Origin of the sequence: Brevibacillus sp. FSL K6-2834 (assembly GCF_038592925.1) — a bacterium.
Classification (GTDB): domain Bacteria; phylum Bacillota; class Bacilli; order Brevibacillales; family Brevibacillaceae; genus Brevibacillus; species Brevibacillus borstelensis.
Genome location: NZ_CP151945.1, coordinates 68,105 through 85,000, shown reverse-complemented (window position 1 = coordinate 85,000; position 16,896 = coordinate 68,105). Strand labels below are relative to the sequence as shown.

The 16,896-nt window shown below is 51.0% G+C and carries 19 protein-coding genes and 12 tRNA genes (1 of these 31 running past the window's edge); 12 read left to right on the top strand and 19 right to left on the bottom strand.

The annotated features are described in order from the left end of the window. The 12 genes from NST96_RS00490 to NST96_RS00435 all read right to left on the bottom strand — a co-directional run. Positions 1-11: transfer RNA gene (locus NST96_RS00490), tRNA-Gly, on the bottom strand (it extends 65 nt beyond the left edge of the window). A gap of 3 nt (positions 12-14) precedes the next feature. Next, positions 15-101 (bottom strand) — tRNA-Leu (locus tag NST96_RS00485). A 17-nt stretch (positions 102-118) separates the two neighbouring features. After that, positions 119-194 (bottom strand) — tRNA-Lys (locus NST96_RS00480). Positions 195-203: 9 nt separating this feature from the next. Then, a tRNA-Tyr gene (locus NST96_RS00475) sits at positions 204-288 on the bottom strand. A gap of 7 nt (positions 289-295) precedes the next feature. Further along, positions 296-371, bottom strand: a tRNA-Thr gene (locus NST96_RS00470). Between the two features lie 19 nt (positions 372-390). Continuing rightward, positions 391-466: transfer RNA gene (locus tag NST96_RS00465), tRNA-Phe, on the bottom strand. Positions 467-506: 40 nt separating this feature from the next. Then, positions 507-583 (bottom strand) — tRNA-Asp (locus NST96_RS00460). Positions 584-588: 5 nt separating this feature from the next. Beyond that, positions 589-665, bottom strand: a tRNA-Met gene (locus tag NST96_RS00455). 184 nt (positions 666-849) lie between these two features. Further along, positions 850-925: transfer RNA gene (locus tag NST96_RS00450), tRNA-Val, on the bottom strand. 6 nt (positions 926-931) lie between these two features. Beyond that, positions 932-1,008 (bottom strand) — tRNA-Glu (locus tag NST96_RS00445). Between the two features lie 4 nt (positions 1,009-1,012). Beyond that, positions 1,013-1,105: transfer RNA gene (locus NST96_RS00440), tRNA-Ser, on the bottom strand. 252 nt (positions 1,106-1,357) lie between these two features. Beyond that, a complete protein-coding gene (locus NST96_RS00435; protein WP_339166964.1) occupies positions 1,358-2,317 on the bottom strand; it encodes a YafY family protein in 960 nt (319 codons plus the stop codon). 136 nt (positions 2,318-2,453) lie between these two features. On the opposite strand from NST96_RS00435, the gene NST96_RS00430 reads away from it, so the two are divergent. Next, a complete protein-coding gene (locus NST96_RS00430) occupies positions 2,454-2,939 on the top strand; it encodes a DinB family protein (protein WP_243015061.1) in 486 nt (161 codons plus the stop codon). A gap of 261 nt (positions 2,940-3,200) precedes the next feature. Further along, positions 3,201-4,769, top strand: a complete 1,569-nt coding sequence (locus NST96_RS00425; protein WP_172920515.1) for an IS1182 family transposase — start codon at positions 3,201-3,203, stop codon at positions 4,767-4,769. 97 nt (positions 4,770-4,866) lie between these two features. Here the strand turns inward: NST96_RS00425 and NST96_RS00420 are convergent, their stop codons facing one another. Then, on the bottom strand, positions 4,867-5,112 hold the full coding sequence (locus NST96_RS00420; protein ID WP_024985345.1) for an S-layer homology domain-containing protein: 246 nt from the start codon (positions 5,110-5,112) through the stop codon (positions 4,867-4,869). 343 nt (positions 5,113-5,455) lie between these two features. Then, a tRNA-Ser gene (locus NST96_RS00415) sits at positions 5,456-5,544 on the bottom strand. Positions 5,545-5,686: 142 nt separating this feature from the next. Here NST96_RS00415 and NST96_RS00410 point away from each other — a divergent pair. Next, positions 5,687-6,427 carry a pseudouridine synthase gene (locus tag NST96_RS00410; protein WP_338463005.1) on the top strand — a complete coding sequence of 247 codons (741 nt, stop codon included), beginning with the start codon at positions 5,687-5,689 and terminating at the stop codon, positions 6,425-6,427. Here NST96_RS00410 and tadA read toward each other — a convergent pair. After that, complete coding sequence (gene tadA, locus NST96_RS00405; protein WP_003392733.1) at positions 6,418-6,915, bottom strand: tRNA adenosine(34) deaminase TadA; 498 nt, start codon at positions 6,913-6,915, stop codon at positions 6,418-6,420. The genes NST96_RS00410 and tadA overlap by 10 nt on opposite strands. Further along, positions 6,912-7,511, bottom strand: a complete 600-nt coding sequence (locus NST96_RS00400) for a nitroreductase family protein (protein ID WP_024985347.1) — start codon at positions 7,509-7,511, stop codon at positions 6,912-6,914. Before NST96_RS00400 ends, tadA begins: the two co-directional genes overlap by 4 nt. A 137-nt stretch (positions 7,512-7,648) precedes the next feature. Here NST96_RS00400 and NST96_RS00395 point away from each other — a divergent pair, with 137 nt between their 5' ends. The 7 genes from NST96_RS00395 (at position 7,649) to NST96_RS00365 (ending at position 14,546) form a co-directional block, all read left to right on the top strand. Next, positions 7,649-8,149: a ribonuclease H-like YkuK family protein gene (locus NST96_RS00395; RefSeq protein ID WP_024985348.1), complete on the top strand. Its 501-nt coding sequence runs from the start codon at positions 7,649-7,651 to the stop codon at positions 8,147-8,149. 297 nt (positions 8,150-8,446) lie between these two features. Next, on the top strand, positions 8,447-9,313 hold the full coding sequence (locus NST96_RS00390) for a transcription antiterminator (RefSeq protein ID WP_003392726.1): 867 nt from the start codon (positions 8,447-8,449) through the stop codon (positions 9,311-9,313). Positions 9,314-9,468: 155 nt separating this feature from the next. After that, positions 9,469-9,978: a PTS glucose transporter subunit IIA gene (locus NST96_RS00385; RefSeq protein ID WP_003392724.1), complete on the top strand. Its 510-nt coding sequence runs from the start codon at positions 9,469-9,471 to the stop codon at positions 9,976-9,978. Further along, positions 9,975-10,238, top strand: coding sequence for an HPr family phosphocarrier protein (locus tag NST96_RS00380; RefSeq protein WP_003392722.1), 264 nt, complete (start codon positions 9,975-9,977; stop codon positions 10,236-10,238). The genes NST96_RS00385 and NST96_RS00380 overlap by 4 nt, the downstream gene beginning before the upstream one ends. Before the next feature lie 26 nt (positions 10,239-10,264). Beyond that, positions 10,265-11,983 (top strand): phosphoenolpyruvate--protein phosphotransferase, encoded by a 1,719-nt coding sequence (gene ptsP / locus NST96_RS00375; protein ID WP_003392720.1) that lies wholly within the window; start codon positions 10,265-10,267, stop codon positions 11,981-11,983. A 178-nt stretch (positions 11,984-12,161) separates the two neighbouring features. Then, positions 12,162-13,601 carry an N-acetylglucosamine-specific PTS transporter subunit IIBC gene (gene nagE, locus NST96_RS00370; RefSeq protein WP_003392719.1) on the top strand — a complete coding sequence of 480 codons (1,440 nt, stop codon included), beginning with the start codon at positions 12,162-12,164 and terminating at the stop codon, positions 13,599-13,601. Positions 13,602-13,628: 27 nt separating this feature from the next. Next, the gene (locus NST96_RS00365) at positions 13,629-14,546 is read left to right on the top strand and encodes a hypothetical protein (RefSeq protein WP_003392717.1); all 918 of its coding nucleotides are present in this window, start codon (positions 13,629-13,631) and stop codon (positions 14,544-14,546) included. 150 nt (positions 14,547-14,696) lie between these two features. On the opposite strand, the gene NST96_RS00360 is transcribed toward NST96_RS00365, so the two are convergent. Beyond that, entirely contained in the window at positions 14,697-14,897 is a 201-nt protein-coding gene (locus tag NST96_RS00360; protein ID WP_003392715.1) for a hypothetical protein, read from the bottom strand. 62 nt (positions 14,898-14,959) lie between these two features. Continuing rightward, a complete protein-coding gene (locus NST96_RS00355) occupies positions 14,960-15,178 on the bottom strand; it encodes a helix-turn-helix transcriptional regulator (RefSeq protein WP_003392713.1) in 219 nt (72 codons plus the stop codon). Between the two features lie 165 nt (positions 15,179-15,343). Here NST96_RS00355 and NST96_RS00350 point away from each other — a divergent pair, with 165 nt between their 5' ends. Next, entirely contained in the window at positions 15,344-15,709 is a 366-nt protein-coding gene (locus NST96_RS00350; RefSeq protein ID WP_003392711.1) for a helix-turn-helix transcriptional regulator, read from the top strand. Positions 15,710-15,887: 178 nt separating this feature from the next. Further along, entirely contained in the window at positions 15,888-16,415 is a 528-nt protein-coding gene (locus tag NST96_RS00345) for an ImmA/IrrE family metallo-endopeptidase (protein WP_003392709.1), read from the top strand. A gap of 59 nt (positions 16,416-16,474) precedes the next feature. Here NST96_RS00345 and NST96_RS00340 read toward each other — a convergent pair whose 3' ends face one another. Next, positions 16,475-16,792, bottom strand: coding sequence for a helix-turn-helix domain-containing protein (locus NST96_RS00340; protein WP_003392707.1), 318 nt, complete (start codon positions 16,790-16,792; stop codon positions 16,475-16,477). Between the last annotated feature and the right edge of the window lie 104 nt (positions 16,793-16,896).

Sequence of the window (16,896 nt, the reverse complement as noted above, 5' to 3'; positions counted from 1 at the left end):
GCTACGTCCGCATATGGTGCGGTCGAGAGGACTTGAACCTCCACGGTGTTGCCACCACTAGAACCTGAATCTAGCGCGTCTGCCAATTCCGCCACGACCGCATATGAATGAAAGAAACTGGTGAGCCATGAAGGACTCGAACCTTCGACCCTCTGATTAAAAGTCAGATGCTCTACCAACTGAGCTAATGGCTCAAACTAAAATGGTGGGGAGAGACGGATTCGAACCGCCGAACCCATAGGGAGCAGATTTACAGTCTGCCGCGTTTAGCCTCTTCGCTATCTCCCCAAAAAAGTGGTGCCGGCGATAGGACTTGAACCCACAACCCCCTGATTACAAGTCAGGTGCTCTACCAATTGAGCTACACCGGCATGGTGTTGTATTTCATAATGGTGGCTCGGGACGGAATCGAACCGCCGACACGAGGATTTTCAGTCCTCTGCTCTACCGACTGAGCTACCGAGCCGAATAATGTTAATCCGCAAACGCTATCCTCAAGGGATAAATGGCGGAGCTGACGGGACTCGAACCCGCGACCTCCGGTGTGACAGACCGGCGTGAACTCCAACTTCACCACAGCTCCATATTTGGTTGCGGGAGCAGGATTTGAACCTGCGACCTTCGGGTTATGAGCCCGACGAGCTGCCAGACTGCTCCATCCCGCGACGATTTTTATATATTTTATATAAATGGTGGAGGCTGACGGGATCGCTTCCACTTGCGACACTGCGTCGATTACTCTTCACATGCGAGCAAGATCTGAAGTGCCCGAGCAATACTCCTTTGCGCTTCTTCGAGGGTGAACCGGAACGGTGAGATCCCGTTACCGATAGCTACGAATAAAGCATATGGTGGAGGCTGACGGGATCGAACCGCCGACCCTCTGCTTGTAAGGCAGATGCTCTCCCAGCTGAGCTAAGCCTCCAAATTATGGTGACCCGTAGGGGATTCGAACCCCTGAATGACAGCGTGAAAGGCTGCTGTGTTAAACCGCTTCACCAACGGGCCATGATGGCGGATGGAGTGGGATTTGAACCCACGAGACGAGTCATCCCCGTCTACACGATTTCCAATCGTGCTCCTTCGGCCACTCGGACATCCATCCATATAGAATCAAAATAGATTGTAAATCCGAGATAAGGTTTGCATTCGCTTTGAACTTTTAACCCCTCACGGAATTCCTATGTTAGCACACTCTTTATCAGAAATCAATAGATTTTTTAAAAGAAGTTTAAAGTTTGTAGCTCATGTGAACGTCAACTCTATTATTATACAAATTGAAAACCTACAAAGCAAGATAAAAAAGCTGGTAATCCAAGAAAACTTGACTGCCCTTTGATTTGCTTAATTTTTAACCCTATTGAATATCGGAATCGTACATCTCTATCATCTCCTGAAGCCTCTCTCTTATTAGCTGTACCATTATTACCGGTTCTTTCACTACAGCATTCCTGCCTAATCCGAGAAAGAAATCGGCAAAAAAGGAGATTTCACTCGTAGGAATCATCCCGTCAATCGTGCCGGAGCCGTCTTCAGCTATGTGCAGGTTTGGCACTTTCCACAGCTCCGCCTCACACCTCTGAACACCTTCTTTGCTCAAAACCACATACATCCGTGTCCATTCGATCTTTTTCCGGGTAAATTCCTCCCAATTCCCCAGATGCACATGCTTTAAATCTAATGGTGCCACATCTGACGAACTGTATTCCGCTGAGCGGATGCGATCTCCTCGGAACAAGCGAAAATCCTCCCGCAAAAAGCAGTACGCCGGACAATACCAGTAGCCGTTTCGTGCATATATTCCCACTGGCTGAATATGACGAATAGATCCGCCTTCCCGAGATTCGTAGTCGATGCTAATCACTTTTTGCCAAATGGCTCCGTCCAACAGAACAGACAGATGCCGGACCGGCTTTTGCCGGGTAGGAGCCACTATGTCGACGCGGTTTTTCATCTGGTCGATTCGATCTCGTACATCCCCGGGCATGTACAAATAAAATTTGTTCAAGGCGGAAGCCGCTTGTGTTTCAAAAGGAAGAGAGGAATAATGACGCAGCGCATGACTGGCAAAAAACATGGCGACCGCTTCATCCTCCTTAAATGCAATCGGTGGAAGCACCCGCTCGCTTAGCACCTGATAGCCGCCATGCGGTCCTACCTCAGAGTACAGCGGGACACCCAGTTCGCTAAGCTCCTGAAGGTCTCGCAAGATCGTCCGCGTAGATACCTCAAACTGATCGGCCAGCTCCTTGACAGTAAACTTGCGTTTGCGGTTAACCGTCATCATCAGCTCCATAAGCCGTTTGGATTTTGGCATGCTGTCCTCCTGAACAAAATAAAATGATAATGGTGACAAAACCTGTCACTATTATACGTTACACTTCCTCCTATAGCGAACTTTTTCAGACATAGACATTGATGTAAAAATACGATTACCGATGGGAGGAAGAAAAATGAACGCAGTGAACGAGATCAAGGGACTGTTATTCGAGGAATTGGAGCTGATCGTCAGAACGACTTCAAATCTCATCCGCCGCATCGAACAAGATCAATGGGAGTACAAGCCAACTGATCAGATGCGGACATTAAGGGAGCTGGTTGAACATCTGGTAGCGATCCCCTCTGTCGATCTGCTCATTCTCAAAGAAAATCCCCAAGAAGTTATTCGCCAGCTGGAATCGGAAATATCCGCGCTTTCTGCTCCTGAAGAGCTGATTGAACAAATGACGAGCGGCTTGGATGATCTGAAGGATTACATGCAAGGGCTGTCAGACGAGGATTTTTTGCAGAAAAAGACGACGCCGTTTTACCTGGAGAACGGCTCTGTTCAAGCAAAATGGCTGATTGAAATTGCAACTCACGCACAACACCATCGCAGTCAGCTATTTACTTATCTGAAGCTGCTTGGACATGACGTCAATATGTTTGACTTGTACTAACCGGATCGACGGGCTAATAATCGCCCTTCGTGTGCTCCGCTGATTGAAATAAACAGCCCATGACGACTCATAGTGACTGGATATTGGGATTGGTCGAGGTTGAACAAAAGGCTTGATATATGGACATAGAAAAGAGGCTGTCCCAAAAGTCATCATAAATGACTGAGGGACGGCCCTCTTTTCATTCAGGTAAACAAAAAGAAACCGCTCTTTGTTAAAATGGAAGTACCACCCACCATTTACAAAAAGGAGTCGGTTTCTTTGTACATTCAATATACCATGAATCAACTCTGCTTACCAATGGATTTAGAAGAAGACATTCCCGAAAATCACCTCGTTCGTGTGGTCAATGCCGCCGTCAATCGTCTCGACGACGCCATCTTCGATGCGGCTTACCCCGGTGGCGGACGAGACAGCTATCACCCCAAGATGCTCACCAAAATTATCATTTACGCCTACACGCAGCGTATCTATTCCTCTCGCCAAATTGCCAAGGCCGTCCGTGAAAACATCATGTTTATGTGGATCGCAGGCAGGCAGCGCCCAGACTTTCGTACCATCAACCGTTTTCGCTCAGAGCGCATGAAAACCGTTCTGGAGACCGTCTTTACCGCGGTGCTTCAATTTCTGGTTGAGGAGAACTACGTGCAGCTGGAGCACTACTTTGTGGACGGCACCAAGATCGAAGCCAATGCCAATCGGTATACGTTTGTTTGGGGAAAGGCTGTCGTGAAGCAGAAAGCCAAGCTTCAGGAGAAAGTCCAAACCTTGTTCGCCGCTATTGAGGAAGCCGAGAAGCATGATGAAAGAACACACGAGGGCAAGGATCTTCGTGAATTAGGCGAGTCTTCTACCATCACCAGCGAAAAGCTAGAGTATGCTGTGAAACAATTGGAAGAACGTCTGCAGCAGACGCCGAAAGACAAGCCACTAAAGAAGGCAGTTCGCACAATCCGCAAGGATCTGCTTCCTCGCCTCCATAAGTATGAGGCGCATGAATCGATTTTAGGCAAGCGAAACAGCTACAGCAAAACGGACCATGATGCTACGTTTATGAGGATGAAAGAGGACCACATGGGAAATGGCCAGCTCAAGCCGGGTTACAACGTTCAGATCGGTACCGAAAATCAATTCATTCTCGGCTACAGTGTCCACCAGCGGCCAACTGATACACGCTGCCTCATCCCTCATCTGGAGAAAATAAAATCACAGTTCGGCAAGCTGCCAAACACCGTCATTGCTGATGCGGGCTATGGCGGTGAGGAGAATTATGACTACTTGGAGCAGAATGAAGTCGAAGCCATCGTCAAATACAGCACGTACCACCACGAAAAAAGTAAGGCATGGCAAAAGGACATCAGCAAGATGGACAACTGGACCTACAACAGCGAACAGGATACGTGGACATGTGCGGCGGGTCAAACGCTCCATTTCCGCCGGATGAGTAGGGAGAAAACGGAAAGTGGGTATGAAATCGAATACCGACATTACCGAAGTGCCGGTTGTGAGGGGTGCCAGCTAAAGCCGCAGTGTACGAAAGCCCAAGGAGATCGTGAGATCAAAGTCAGCATGAAGTATTTGCGGTTAAAGAACCAAGCAAGGCAAAAACTCCGCAGCGAAGAAGGCTATGCCCTGGCCGTGAGACGCATGATCGAGCCGGAGCCCGTATTTGGCGATATGAAGAACAACCGAGGCTTTAAAAGGTTCCTGCTTCGAGGCTTACCAAAAGTAAGTCTGGAGGTCGGGTGGCTTTCCCTTGCCCACAATCTGCTCAAGAAAGCAGCGGTAGACGCTAAAAACCAAGGAGCTAAGCGAGAACAGGCCGCTTAGCTCCTTGGTTTCTTACAAACTCATCTAATTTTTGCTGATGGGGGTGTTCCAGAGTTTACTTTTGAGACACCCTCTTTCGTGTTTGTTTCTGAGTATGTTACTTTTTGGTTGCTGCTTCAATATCCTTGTATGCCCAATGAGTTGGAGGTACATCTGGCCAGCTTTGTCCACTTACGGCGCTTAATTGTGTACCGTTCACCAAGCGATTGATGATAGTAACCGTTTCTGCTCGCGTCAAGGTCTTTTCAGGATGGAATGTACCATCTGGGTACCCCGTCATCAAACCTGCTTTGCTTACCGCAGCGATGATCTGTGTAGCCCAGTGATCTGCCGAAACATCCATGGCTGGGTCGAATTTTCCGATTGGAAAGCCTTTCAGTAGCCTGTGCGGTCGCCAGTTACTTCACCCTTGGTCGGGCTGGTTGGCTCGCTAGGCTTTACTTCCGTTTGACCGGAGTTGCTACCCGTGAAGAAGCCGAAGTGACCTTCATCCGTTTTATCACGGCCATTATCGCGGTCTTTATCACGGTCTCCGCCGCGTTTTGTAACAATTCCCAAATATTTACTGACTCTTTTCAGATCAAGCCGTTTTACTAATAAAAAAGCATAAAACAGCCATTGCGACCATTTTATGCTTTCCTTCTATAACAATCGATCCATCGACCGATTCGAATTCTTATTAAAGGCGGAGAGAGTGGGATTCGAACCCACGCACGCCTCACGACGCCTAACGCATTTCGAGTGCGTCCCCTTATGACCACTTGGGTATCTCTCCACTATGTCAGGAAACAAAAATAAATATAGCAGAAATTTTTTTGATGTGCAAGAGTAAATCATTGGCACCCCTTGATTTGCTGAGGTCATTGGGCCAATATAAGAAAAGCACAGTTGATCACGAACAGAAACGGGGAATTCGCATGAAGCGAGAACGTTTAGATAAGGTACTGGCCAACATGGGCATTGGTACCCGCAAGGAAGTCAAGCAATTGGTGAAACAAAAGCTCGTTGTCGTCGACGGCACCGTTGCGACCGATCCCGGCATGCATGTCGTACCGGAGGAACAGGAGATCATCGTAGACGGCGAACCCATCAACTACAAGCGTTGGCTCTACATCATGCTGAACAAGCCGCCAGGCGTCGTCTCCGCAACGGAAGACAATCTGCATGAGACGGTTGTCGATCTGCTTCCTTATGAATGGGCGATCAAGGTTTTCCCGGTAGGCCGTCTGGACATCGATACGGAAGGCTTGCTGCTGCTTACCAACGACGGGCAGCTCTCTCATAATCTGCTCTCGCCGAAAAAGAAGGTGGACAAGGAGTACTTTGCCCGCATCCAAGGACGTGTGACCGAGACCCATGTCCAGGAATTCGCCCGCGGTGTAGAGCTGGAGGATTTTACGACCCTTCCCGCCAAGCTGGAGGTGCTCTCCTCCGGGGAAATTTCCGAAATCCGCGTCACGATCATGGAGGGAAAATTCCATCAGGTGAAACGGATGTTTGCCGCCTTTGACCTGGAGGTTATTTACCTGCAGCGCATTCGCATGGGCCCCATCCGGCTGGATGAATCACTCAAGCCAGGCGAGTACCGCGAATTAACCGATGAGGAAATGGAATTCCTGAAAGCCTATACACAAAAAGAGGGGCCCGCTCAATCCTGAGGGAGCCCCCTTTTTTTGCGCAATCCACGGAAAAAGCTCTTGAGCATTTGGCCGCACTCCTCGGCCAGCACTCCTTCAATAACAGGCACCTGATGGTTGAACCTTTGCTCGTCGAGGAGGTTCATCAACGTCCCCGCGCAGCCCGCTTTGGGGTCCCTTGCTCCGTATACGACCTGCTCGATCCGGCTTTGGACAATCGCTCCCGCACACATCGGGCACGGCTCCAGCGTGACGTACAGCGTACATCCGATAAGCCGCCATCCTCCCAAGCGGGCACTCGCCTCCCGGATCGCGATCATCTCAGCGTGAAGTGTCGGGTCCTTTTTGGTCTCGCGCAAATTAAAGCCCCGTCCGACAATTTCTCCATCCCGGACGATGACCGCCCCGATTGGCACCTCTCCCAGTGCTGCCGCTTTCTCCGCTTCTTGCATTGCGGCTCTCATGTATTTTTCATGATCGCCTTCGTGTATGCTTTGCTCTTTATTCACTTTTCTTCAAATACTCCTTCAAATACGGTTTGCGACAGTTCCCGGCGGCCAGACGGCTTTTCCCGCTCCTGCAGCTGCTCAGGCAGCGCTTCTTTTTCCCCCTGATACCCGATGGCGATCACGGCATGAAGCTCGTAGTCATCCGGAACTCCCAGTACCTCTTTCGCTTTTTCCGGGTCAAAGCCGCCCATGGCATGGGTGATCAGGCCTAGTTTGGTTGCTTGCAGCGCCAGATAGCCCCAGGCTGCTCCCGCATCGAAAGCATGGGCGCGATTGAAAGTACCCCGTCCGCTTACAGTCTTGGACAGAATCAAAGCCAATACAGGAGCCTTTTCGCACCAGATGCGGTTCCCTTCGGCGATGAACGGATAAAACCGCTGTTTGTCTTCCGCTGTCCGGGCAACGATAAATCGCCACGGCTGCTCATTGCTCGCGGACGGTGCCCAGCGCGCTGCTTCAAACAGGCTGAACAAAACGTCATCCGGCACCTGATCTTCCTTGAAAGACCGCGGAGACCATCTGTTAAGGAAAACAGGGTCAATTTCATACGCCGCACTTCGGTTTTCGGCGACCTCAGGGAAATGAGATTTCGTCATTTTTTGTCCCTCCATACTTTATTTTTGATGATCCATGACAGTTTGGTCTTCCTCACTCACATACTCTCCGCATGATTACATACATTAACAGTGTAAGCGAACGAATGTAATCATACCTCTACCGAGGGGGGATGTGAGTGGGATTAACCTATGAAAGCCCCGTTCTGTTTGACCGATTTCACAGTCCATCGCGGGGGCTTCTGGACAAGGCTGACGTGTTTTCCAACATCGAGCAAACCGTATCCACAAATAGCGGAACCTACGAATTGATTGTCGGAGCGGACTCCCAGTTGCGCAGCCGGGGGACGTTTTTTGCGATTGTCATTACGCTGATTCAACAAGGGCGCGGCGGCATGTTTTTTTACCACAAATTTCAGGAGCGACGGTATACGTCACTGCAGCAGCGCATTTTTCAGGAAGCGATGTACGCGGTAAACCTCGCCTCCGAGCTGCGCCAATACTTGCGTGAGCACGAAATCGACTTACCGATTCGCCTCCATTTTGACATTGGAAAAAACGGCCCTACCCGAAAGTTTATCCAACAACTGCTAAGCCTAGCGGAAACCAATCACTTCCGGGCCGAAATCAAGCCGTACTCGTTTTGCGCCTCAACGATTGCCGACAAGTTTACCAAGTAGGATGAGCTACTCAATCTCCATGCGGTTCGCTCTGATGCGTTCCGCTTTTTTTACGGAAAGAATGAGGCCCTCCCTGTTTGACATATTCGTTTATCGGCCCATTCATTCCTGCCGCGGCTCCTTTCCCGGAGCGCATTTGCAAATGAATTGACATTCGTTTTTTCGTGCATTATGATAATGATTAATTGAAGCGTTTTCAAAAGGCGTGTTACTGGTCATGCAGGCATGAGCCGAGAAGATCTTTTTTACACAAAAAGGTTTTTTCGGCTCTTTTTTGTCTTATAAGGTAGGTGGTGGATGTTGACCCGTGAACAGGAAAAACCTCATACAATCACGCGCGTTTTGAATCATAACGTCGTGCTTGCCGAAGAGCCTGTTTCCAGACAGGAAATTGTCTTGTTCGGCAAAGGGATCGGATTTGGCGCCAAACCCGGGAACACCATTCTTCCCCATGACGCACGTGTGGAAAAACGCTTCCGCTTGGAAAATGAAAGTCACCAGCAGCAATACCAAACGGTGCTGAGTCAGGTAGACCCGGCTGTCGTCGGCATTGCCGAAGAAATCATCGCGCTGATCGCCAAGGAAATTACTCCGAAGCTGAACGAGCATATCCATGTCGCCTTGCCCGACCACATCCAGTTTGCCATCTACCGCCTGCGCAACGGCATGGAAATCGTCAACCCGTTTTTATTTGAAATCCAAACGCTATACAGCAAAGAGTTTGCGCTGGCCAAAAGGGCAGCCGACATGATCAAATCCTCCTTCTCGCTGGATATTCCCGAGAGCGAGATCGGCTTTTTGGCCTTGCACATTCACTCTGCGATCAGCTATATGCCGGTTAATAAAGCCGTCCAGTTTACCAATCTGATTACGGAGCTCGTCGGCATTATCGAAGAGCGTACGGGAAAAACGATTGAGCGAAGTACAGTGGATTACGTCCGCTTGATCACACATCTGCGTTATGCCTGTGAACGCATCCGCCAGCAAAAATCCATTCAAAACCCCCTGCTGGATCGGGTCAAAGCCACCATTCCCGATTCCTACGAGCTGGCGGAAGAGCTGGCCCGGCACATTGCTTCCCGGTTGGATTCCCCCGTGCCGGATGACGAAGTGGGGTACATGGCCATGCATGTATTCCGGCTGACCAATCAGCCGACCGAATAAGCCTTCGTCTTTAAGAAAAGCAAAATAGCATGAAAAACCAGCGTGTTACTAGTTCGACTAGGCATGAGCGGTGATATCGTACGGCATAGTAAGGATGCCGTATGTTTCCCGACTCATGCCTTTTTTCGTACTCTCAGACGCAAAAGGAGGAGCTTATGTTACGCGGTTTGTTCTCTCGTAAAAAACAGCAGCAGGAAGTGACGCTACTGGCCCCCTTGACTGGCGAGGTCGTTGCTTTGACCGAAGTGCCCGATCCCGTTTTTGCCCAGAAGGTGGTGGGTGACGGTGCAGCCATTATTCCGACTGAAGGCGTGTTGGTATCGCCTTTGGCAGGAAGTGTCACTCACTTGTTCCCGACTCATCATGCCATCGCGCTGACAAGCGAAAGCGGCTTGGAAATTTTGCTTCATATCGGCATCGATACCGTCAAGCTGAAAGGAGAGGGATTTACTCCCCATGTCAAAGCCGGAGATCAGGTAAAACCGGGCGACAAGCTGATCAGCTTTGACCTGGATGTGCTCCAGAAAGCGGGCTGCCCGATCGTTACTCCGGTCGTGATTACCAACGGCGATCTGGTCGCCGAGAAAAAAGTCGTGTCAACCGGCAGCGTGCGGGCAGGCCAGGAGCCTCTCATGCAGGTGATCGTCAAAGGAGGAGCATCATGATTCGTTTTGACGTACATGTCACAGCCGAGGGTGGCCTGCACGCTCGTCCTGCAGCCCTCTTGGTCAACAAAGCAGGACAGTTTCAATCCAAAGTCACGGTGATCAAAGATCAAAAGAAGGCGGACGGGAAAAGCATTCTCGGCATCATGACGTTGGGTGCTTCCCTGGGAGACCGGCTGACATTTGAAATTGAAGGTGCGGACGAAGAGCAAGCCGCTGCCGCGCTCAAGGAACTGTTCGACAAGCAATTCGAAAGCTAATTGATGAGCCAGGACGGTGAACCAGTATGTTTAAAGGAATCCCGGTCTCGGCCGGCATCGCGATAGCTCCAATCGCCAGACTGACGGCCCAGCCTGCGGTCGCGGCAAACGATGAAAAGATTGATCCCAGCCGCAAAACGGAAGAATGGCAATGCCTGGAGCAAAGTATCGAGCTGGCCAAAGAACAGCTATCCCAACTGAAGGAAAAAGCGTTGGATCAGCTGGGGCCTGAGAAGGCGGAAATCCTGTCTGCCCATATCGCCTTCTTGGATGATCCATCATTTACAGGCGAAATGAAAGCTCGCATCGAGAACCAACTCTGTTCGGCCCAGGCCGCAGTCCAGCAGGTCGCCGGGGAGTTTGTCGCTTTGTTTGAGGGCATGGACAACGACTATATGAAAGAACGGGCGGATGACATTCGCGACGTCAGCCGCCGCCTGCTGAAAAACTTGTCGGGCGGTGACAGCCATTCCATCGGTTATCCTGAAGAACCGTTCATCCTGGTTGCCGAGGATGTCACCCCTTCGGAAACGCTTCAGCTCCCGCTCAGCCATGTCAAAGGCATCGCCACTGCAAAAGGCGGCCCCACTTCTCACGCCGCGATCCTGGCCCGCTCGCTTGGCATTCCTGCCGTAATGGGCGGCGGCGAAGCATTTTTGACTGCTGCGGAAACAGGCAAGCTGATGATTCTCGACGGCGCTACAGGGGAGTTGTTTCTCGATCCCGATGAGGGACAGCTCGCCTCTTTCCGGGAAAGGGCGGAACAGGAAGCGGCCGACCGGGAAACGCTGGAGGCATTGAAGGATTTGCCGGCTGTCACACTGGACGGTCATCGCGTGCATGTCGTGGCCAACATGGCGGTTCCCGAGGAAACAGAGGCACTGGTCGCCTCCGGTCTCGACGGCGTCGGACTGTTCCGCTCCGAGTTCCTGTTTATGGACCGGTCCAATCTGCCGGATGAAGAAGAGCAATTTACCGCTTATCAGCGCGTGGTCTCCGCGTTTCAAGGAAAGCCTGTCATCATTCGGACGCTGGATGTAGGGGGAGACAAACATCTGCCTGCACTGGCTCTGCCCCGGGAGGACAATCCTTTTCTCGGTTTCCGGGCTATCCGCATCTCGCTTGCTCGGCCGGAGCTGTTCCGCACCCAGCTAAGAGCCTTGCTTCGGGCGAGCGCGTACGGCCGCCTCCTGATCATGTTCCCGATGATTTCTCATCTGGAACAGCTTCGCGAAGCCAAGCGGCTCCTGGAGGAGGTCAAAGCAGAACTGCGGAAGAGCGGAACCCCGTTTGACGAGGAGATCGCCATCGGGATGATGATGGAAATTCCCGGCGCTTGCCTTCAGGCGGACGCCTTTGCCAAAGAGGTGCAGTTTTTCAGTATCGGAACCAATGATCTTGTTCAATACACACTGGCTGTAGACCGCATGAATGAGAACATCGCCCACCTGTACAGCTACTACCATCCGGCGGTTCTGAGACTGATCTCACACGTCATCAACGCCTCCCACCGGGCAGGGATCTGGACCGGGCTTTGCGGGGAAATGGCCAGTGATCCGCTGGCAACCGAGCTGTTGTTGGGAATGGGGCTGAATGAGTTTAGCGGAGCAGCAGCCGTCATGCCGAAGGTAAAGGCGCGCATCCGCAGCACCACGATGGATCAGGCTAAACAGGTAGCACGGCACGTACTCTCGCTTTCCAGCACAGAGGAGGTCTACTCCTATCTACGCGACAAAACAGAATAACCTGTTTTGTCCCTGCCTCTTGTAAGCGCTTGCAGTCATATGCATGTTCCTGTAGCTGTCTTTTTCGTCTCGTCAGGCAGTCCGATTCTCCGGTACGCCCTGCTTTTGTCCATCCATTATCACTTTCTCACCGGAGAACGGCTTTCTGATATACAACATTCAACAAGGAGGTATTATTATGCTAGCTTTTCTGCAACGGATTGGGAAAGCGCTCATGCTCCCAGTCGCGGCATTGCCGGCGGCCGCACTTCTGGTTTCCTTCGGGCTTCTCGACTACGAGAAGAACATTCCGCTCGGTGCGACGGTGGGAGGCTTCCTCAATCAATACGTAGCTCCGTTTCTCCATGCGGGAGGTTTGGCCATCCTCGACAACCTGGCCCTGATATTCGCTGTGGGTGTCGCCATCGGTCTGGCAGGCGATGCGGTCGCGGCATTGGCGGCGGTCATGGCCTATCAGGTGCTGGTCGGCATTTTGGCTAAAGTGCCGGCTGCGATGCCTTTCATCGACGATAACGTCGTGCTGAAAATGGGCGTTCTCGGCGGTATTTTGGCCGGTGCGATTGCGGCATTCTTCTACAACAGGTATCACGACATCAAGATGCCGGATTGGCTCGGGTTTTTCAGCGGCAAACGCTTTGTGCCAATCATCACCTCGCTCAGCATGGTCGTGATCGGCCTCGTTCTCGGGATGATCTGGGCTCCGATCCAGAACGTTCTCGATATGTTTGGAAACTGGGTGGTCAGTCTGGGTGCGATCGGGTCCGGAATCTTCATGTTCTTCAACCGCCTGCTTATCCCGTTTGGCCTGCATCACGTACTCAACGCGATTGCCTGGTTCCAGATCGGCTCGTTTACCGATGCGGCCGGCAACGTGGCTCACGGGGACTTGCACCGCTATTTTGCCGGTGACAAAACAGCCGGGATGTTTATGGCCGGTTTCTTCCCGATCATGATGTTTGCTCTTCCCGGCGCAGCATTTGCCATTATTCATACGGCTAAAAAAGAGAAGCGCAAAATGATCGCCTCGGTTTTCATGAGTGCGGCGCTCGCTTCTTTTCTCACAGGAATCACGGAACCGCTTGAATTTGCTTTCATGTTCGCGGCACCATTGCTGTACCTGGTGCATGCTGTTTTGACCGGACTCTCCGGTTTCATCGTGACGTCTCTGGGCATCAAGCACGGATTCGGCTTCTCGGCCGGTCTCATTGACTATCTGGTCAATTTCCACTTCTCTACAAACGCGTGGCTGATCATCCCGATCGGTCTTGCCTTTGCGGTCGTCTACTACTTCCTGTTCCGCTTCATCATCGTCAAATTCAACCTGAAAACGCCGGGACGGGAAGATGATGAGGAAGAGACTGAGAAAAAGGCGGGGAATACGTCCATGCATGATAAAGCCCAGGCCGTTCTCTCTCTGATCGGCGGCAAGGAAAACGTAGTCAGCGTCGACGCGTGCATAACACGTCTGCGTCTGGTGCTGAAGGATGACAAGATCGTCAATGAAAAGGGATTGAAGGATCTGGGGGCTGCCGGTGTCATGAAGCTGGGACAGGGCAGCGTGCAAGTGGTTTTTGGCACTCAGTCCGAGGTGCTGAAGGACGAAATCAAGAAACTGTAAAACAGATGAAGGGCTGGAAGAATGCCAATGAAACGTTTGTTGGATTGCACGGCGTCCGACTTTGCGCGGATGTCGGGACAGGATTTGAAGCAGTCGATCAAAGCCTCTGAAGGCCGTGTCCTGGTAGCCGAGGTCATTTCCGCCTTCACTCCGCTGTATCCGAGCGTGAGCAATGCTGAGCTGGCAGCTTCTTTTGGGGCCGACATGATCCTGCTCAATTTCTTTGACGTCTTTTCTCCTCATGTCGAGGGATTGACAAGCGCAAAGCCTGAAGAAATAGTCCAGGACCTCAAGCGGCTGATCGGAAGGCCTGTGGGGCTGAATCTGGAGCCGGTCGACCCAGACGCCAGACAAGCGGAGCAGCTCCACTCCCTGCCTCCTGGCAGACTTGCTTCTGCCAAAACGTTTGCCGCTGCCAAAGATCTCGGTTTTGACTTCATCTGCTTGACCGGAAACCCCAAGACAGGGGTTACCAACCGGGAAATCCGGGAGGCAATTCAAACAGCCCGGACAGTGATGGGAGCAGAGATGCTGATTATCGCGGGAAAAATGCATGGAGCCGGCGTGGAAGGGGAAGCTGGCGGTGATTTGGTCGCAAAGCAGACGATCATCGATTTTATCGAAGCAGGAGCGGACATTATCCTGCTGCCTTCCCCCGGCACAATTCCCGGCATCACTCTCGACTCGGCAAAGGCCATGGTCGATACAGTTCATGCCCACGGAGCTTTGGCTCTGCTCGCGACAGGAACCAGCCAGGAAGGCTCCGATGAGGCCACGATCCGGCAGATCGCGCTTGCCAGCAAGATGGCAGGTGCCGACCTATACCATATCGGGGATGCCGGGTACAACGGAATCGCCATCCCGGAAAATATCATGCACTACTCGATTACCGTGCGCGGCAAGCGCCACACTTACGTCCGTATGGCTTCTTCTGTATTGCGGTAACTCGGCTTTCGGCTAAACGATATGGGCCCAGCGTATGAAAGCTTGCTAAAAACAGATGCAAGACGACAGGCAGCGATTGATCACGCCGAAGCATGCCGAAGCGGTTCTTTCACGGGGAGAACCGCTTTTTTCTGTAAACTGACATCCATTCTATGTTCGGATACACTCTCTTTTCCGCTCGATGTTTGGACAATCTGCAGGTCCTCCTGTTATCTGCTTTTCAAACCGCTCCAGACGGCTTAGAAATTCTCCGCAGGCAGATTCACTCCTCGGTGCCATCATGGCCAGCTCATACGCAATTGTTCGTTTCCATATATCCAGCTGCTTCCGATTCGCTTCGTGAACGTCCACCTCTCCCACCCCTCGCTACATCGTTAACGAAATCTCTTTCCTGCAATCGCCACTCCATTTTGCTATAACAGCAAAGTCAGACAGATAAATAAATCTCGCAGCTGGCATTTCAACATACGTGTCAGCACGGGAAGGTGATTGGCTTTAAAATCGTACTCCCCCTTTTCGTACTTGAGGTACGTAGACGCATTCTTGAACCCTAAAGCGGCAGCCATTTCCTTTAGGGTAATGCCGATTTCCATCCTTCTTCGTGCAATGAAATTCAGGTTTATCCTCTCCAACGGTAAACCCCCTTTTTTTGCCAAATAAGCAAAATGTTATTATCCATATCTTACCTTTTCATTTTCAGCAAAGTCAAGCATATCCTTGTCATTTCAACAAACCGCTATTTTCCATTATGGAAAATTGGTAGAATAGTATTGCTATGATGGAAAGGTTGTGACACTATGTCAATCGTCGGTCAACGGATCAGATACCTTCGGGAAAAACATAAATGGTCCCAAATCCAATTGGCCGAAAAATTGGGCATTCACAATACCGTTCTTTCCCGCATCGAATCGGGCGAGAAAAAAAGCGTGGATAATCACCTGATATCCAAGGCTGCTGACGTATTTTCGGTTACGACTGATTTTCTGCTCGGAAAAACGGAAAACCCTACTCGCAATGGGACATCGCAAACAACCGGGTCAGATGAGCACATCTCCTTTTTTGACCTGGAGGGGCTATCCGAAACGGAAATTGATGAAGTGAAGAAGCATATCGAGTACCTCAGGTGGAAGGCGCTGCACGGTAACAAAGGAACAAACAAGTAGCAGCGGTCATCCACAATTGTCCTGCTCTGCTCGAATATAAAGCTGGAAAAAGCCGCAAGCATTTTTCGTTGTGATGGCCGCCTTATTTCTGTGCCAGGCAACATTGCACCCTGCGGCATTTTTTACACCATAAAAAGGAACATACGTTCTCTGTTGTTTCGGAAGGGGGAATCACCACATGCTCTCTCATTACCGGCAAACGGATTTGGAACGCTGGTTGACCCAAATATATGCGGATGTTGGCATCAGTCATTGTGGCGACCTGCAAGAAAGGCCGCTGGCCGAGATGCTTGGCATCGAATTGTACTACCGTCCCTGCCCCTCGATGCGTTATGAATCCGGCAATTACCGCAGCATTACGGTCAATTCAACCCTGCCAAGGCCTGTTCAGCGCGAACATTTTTTTCATGAGCTGGGCCATATTTTACGGGGGCATACCGGGAAGCAGCACCAGATGAATCCCGCTTTTCGTCAGTTGCAGGAGGCGCAAGCCGAGCAATTTGTTCTCTATGCGGCCATGCCTTTCTTTCTCCTGGCGCCCCTGCTTCTCGCCTACCGTGAATGGGTACCGTCCTCGGTCTTGTCGATGGAATTTGGCGTGACAAGGGAACTGGCTGACAAGCGTATTGCCCAGATTAAACGGCGAATTATTTCTGAGGGAATACGAAGGGGAGGAAAAACGAGGAAAAGGAAAAGTGCTCAATGAGAAACCGCGATGTATGCAAACAAATAAAAAGTGCCGGAGAAAATAATCCGACACTTTTTTTATGTTAATTCGATCCAGGCCTGCGACCATTTCTCGATCCCCAGTATGACCGGTTCCAAAGCAAGCCCTTTTTCCGTTAGCGAATATTCCACCCGTACCGGGGCAGAATCTGTATACACGTGACGATGTACCAAGCCTTCTTTCTCCAAATCCTTCAGCCGCTCAGACAAAAGCCTTCCGCTGATCGGAAGCGCCTCTTCGATGGCACAGAATCGCTGCGGTCCGGAAAGCAACTGATACAAGATCAAACCAGTCCACCGCTTGCCCAAGAGCTGCATTCCTTTTTCAAACTTCGGACAGAGAGAGGACTGCTTCATAGTAATCACCTCGATTCAATTCCAGTATAACGCTCTTTTGAAAATCCTTCAAAGTGTTGACGTGTTATAATTATTAATTTATACTTACTAACGAAATGTAACCT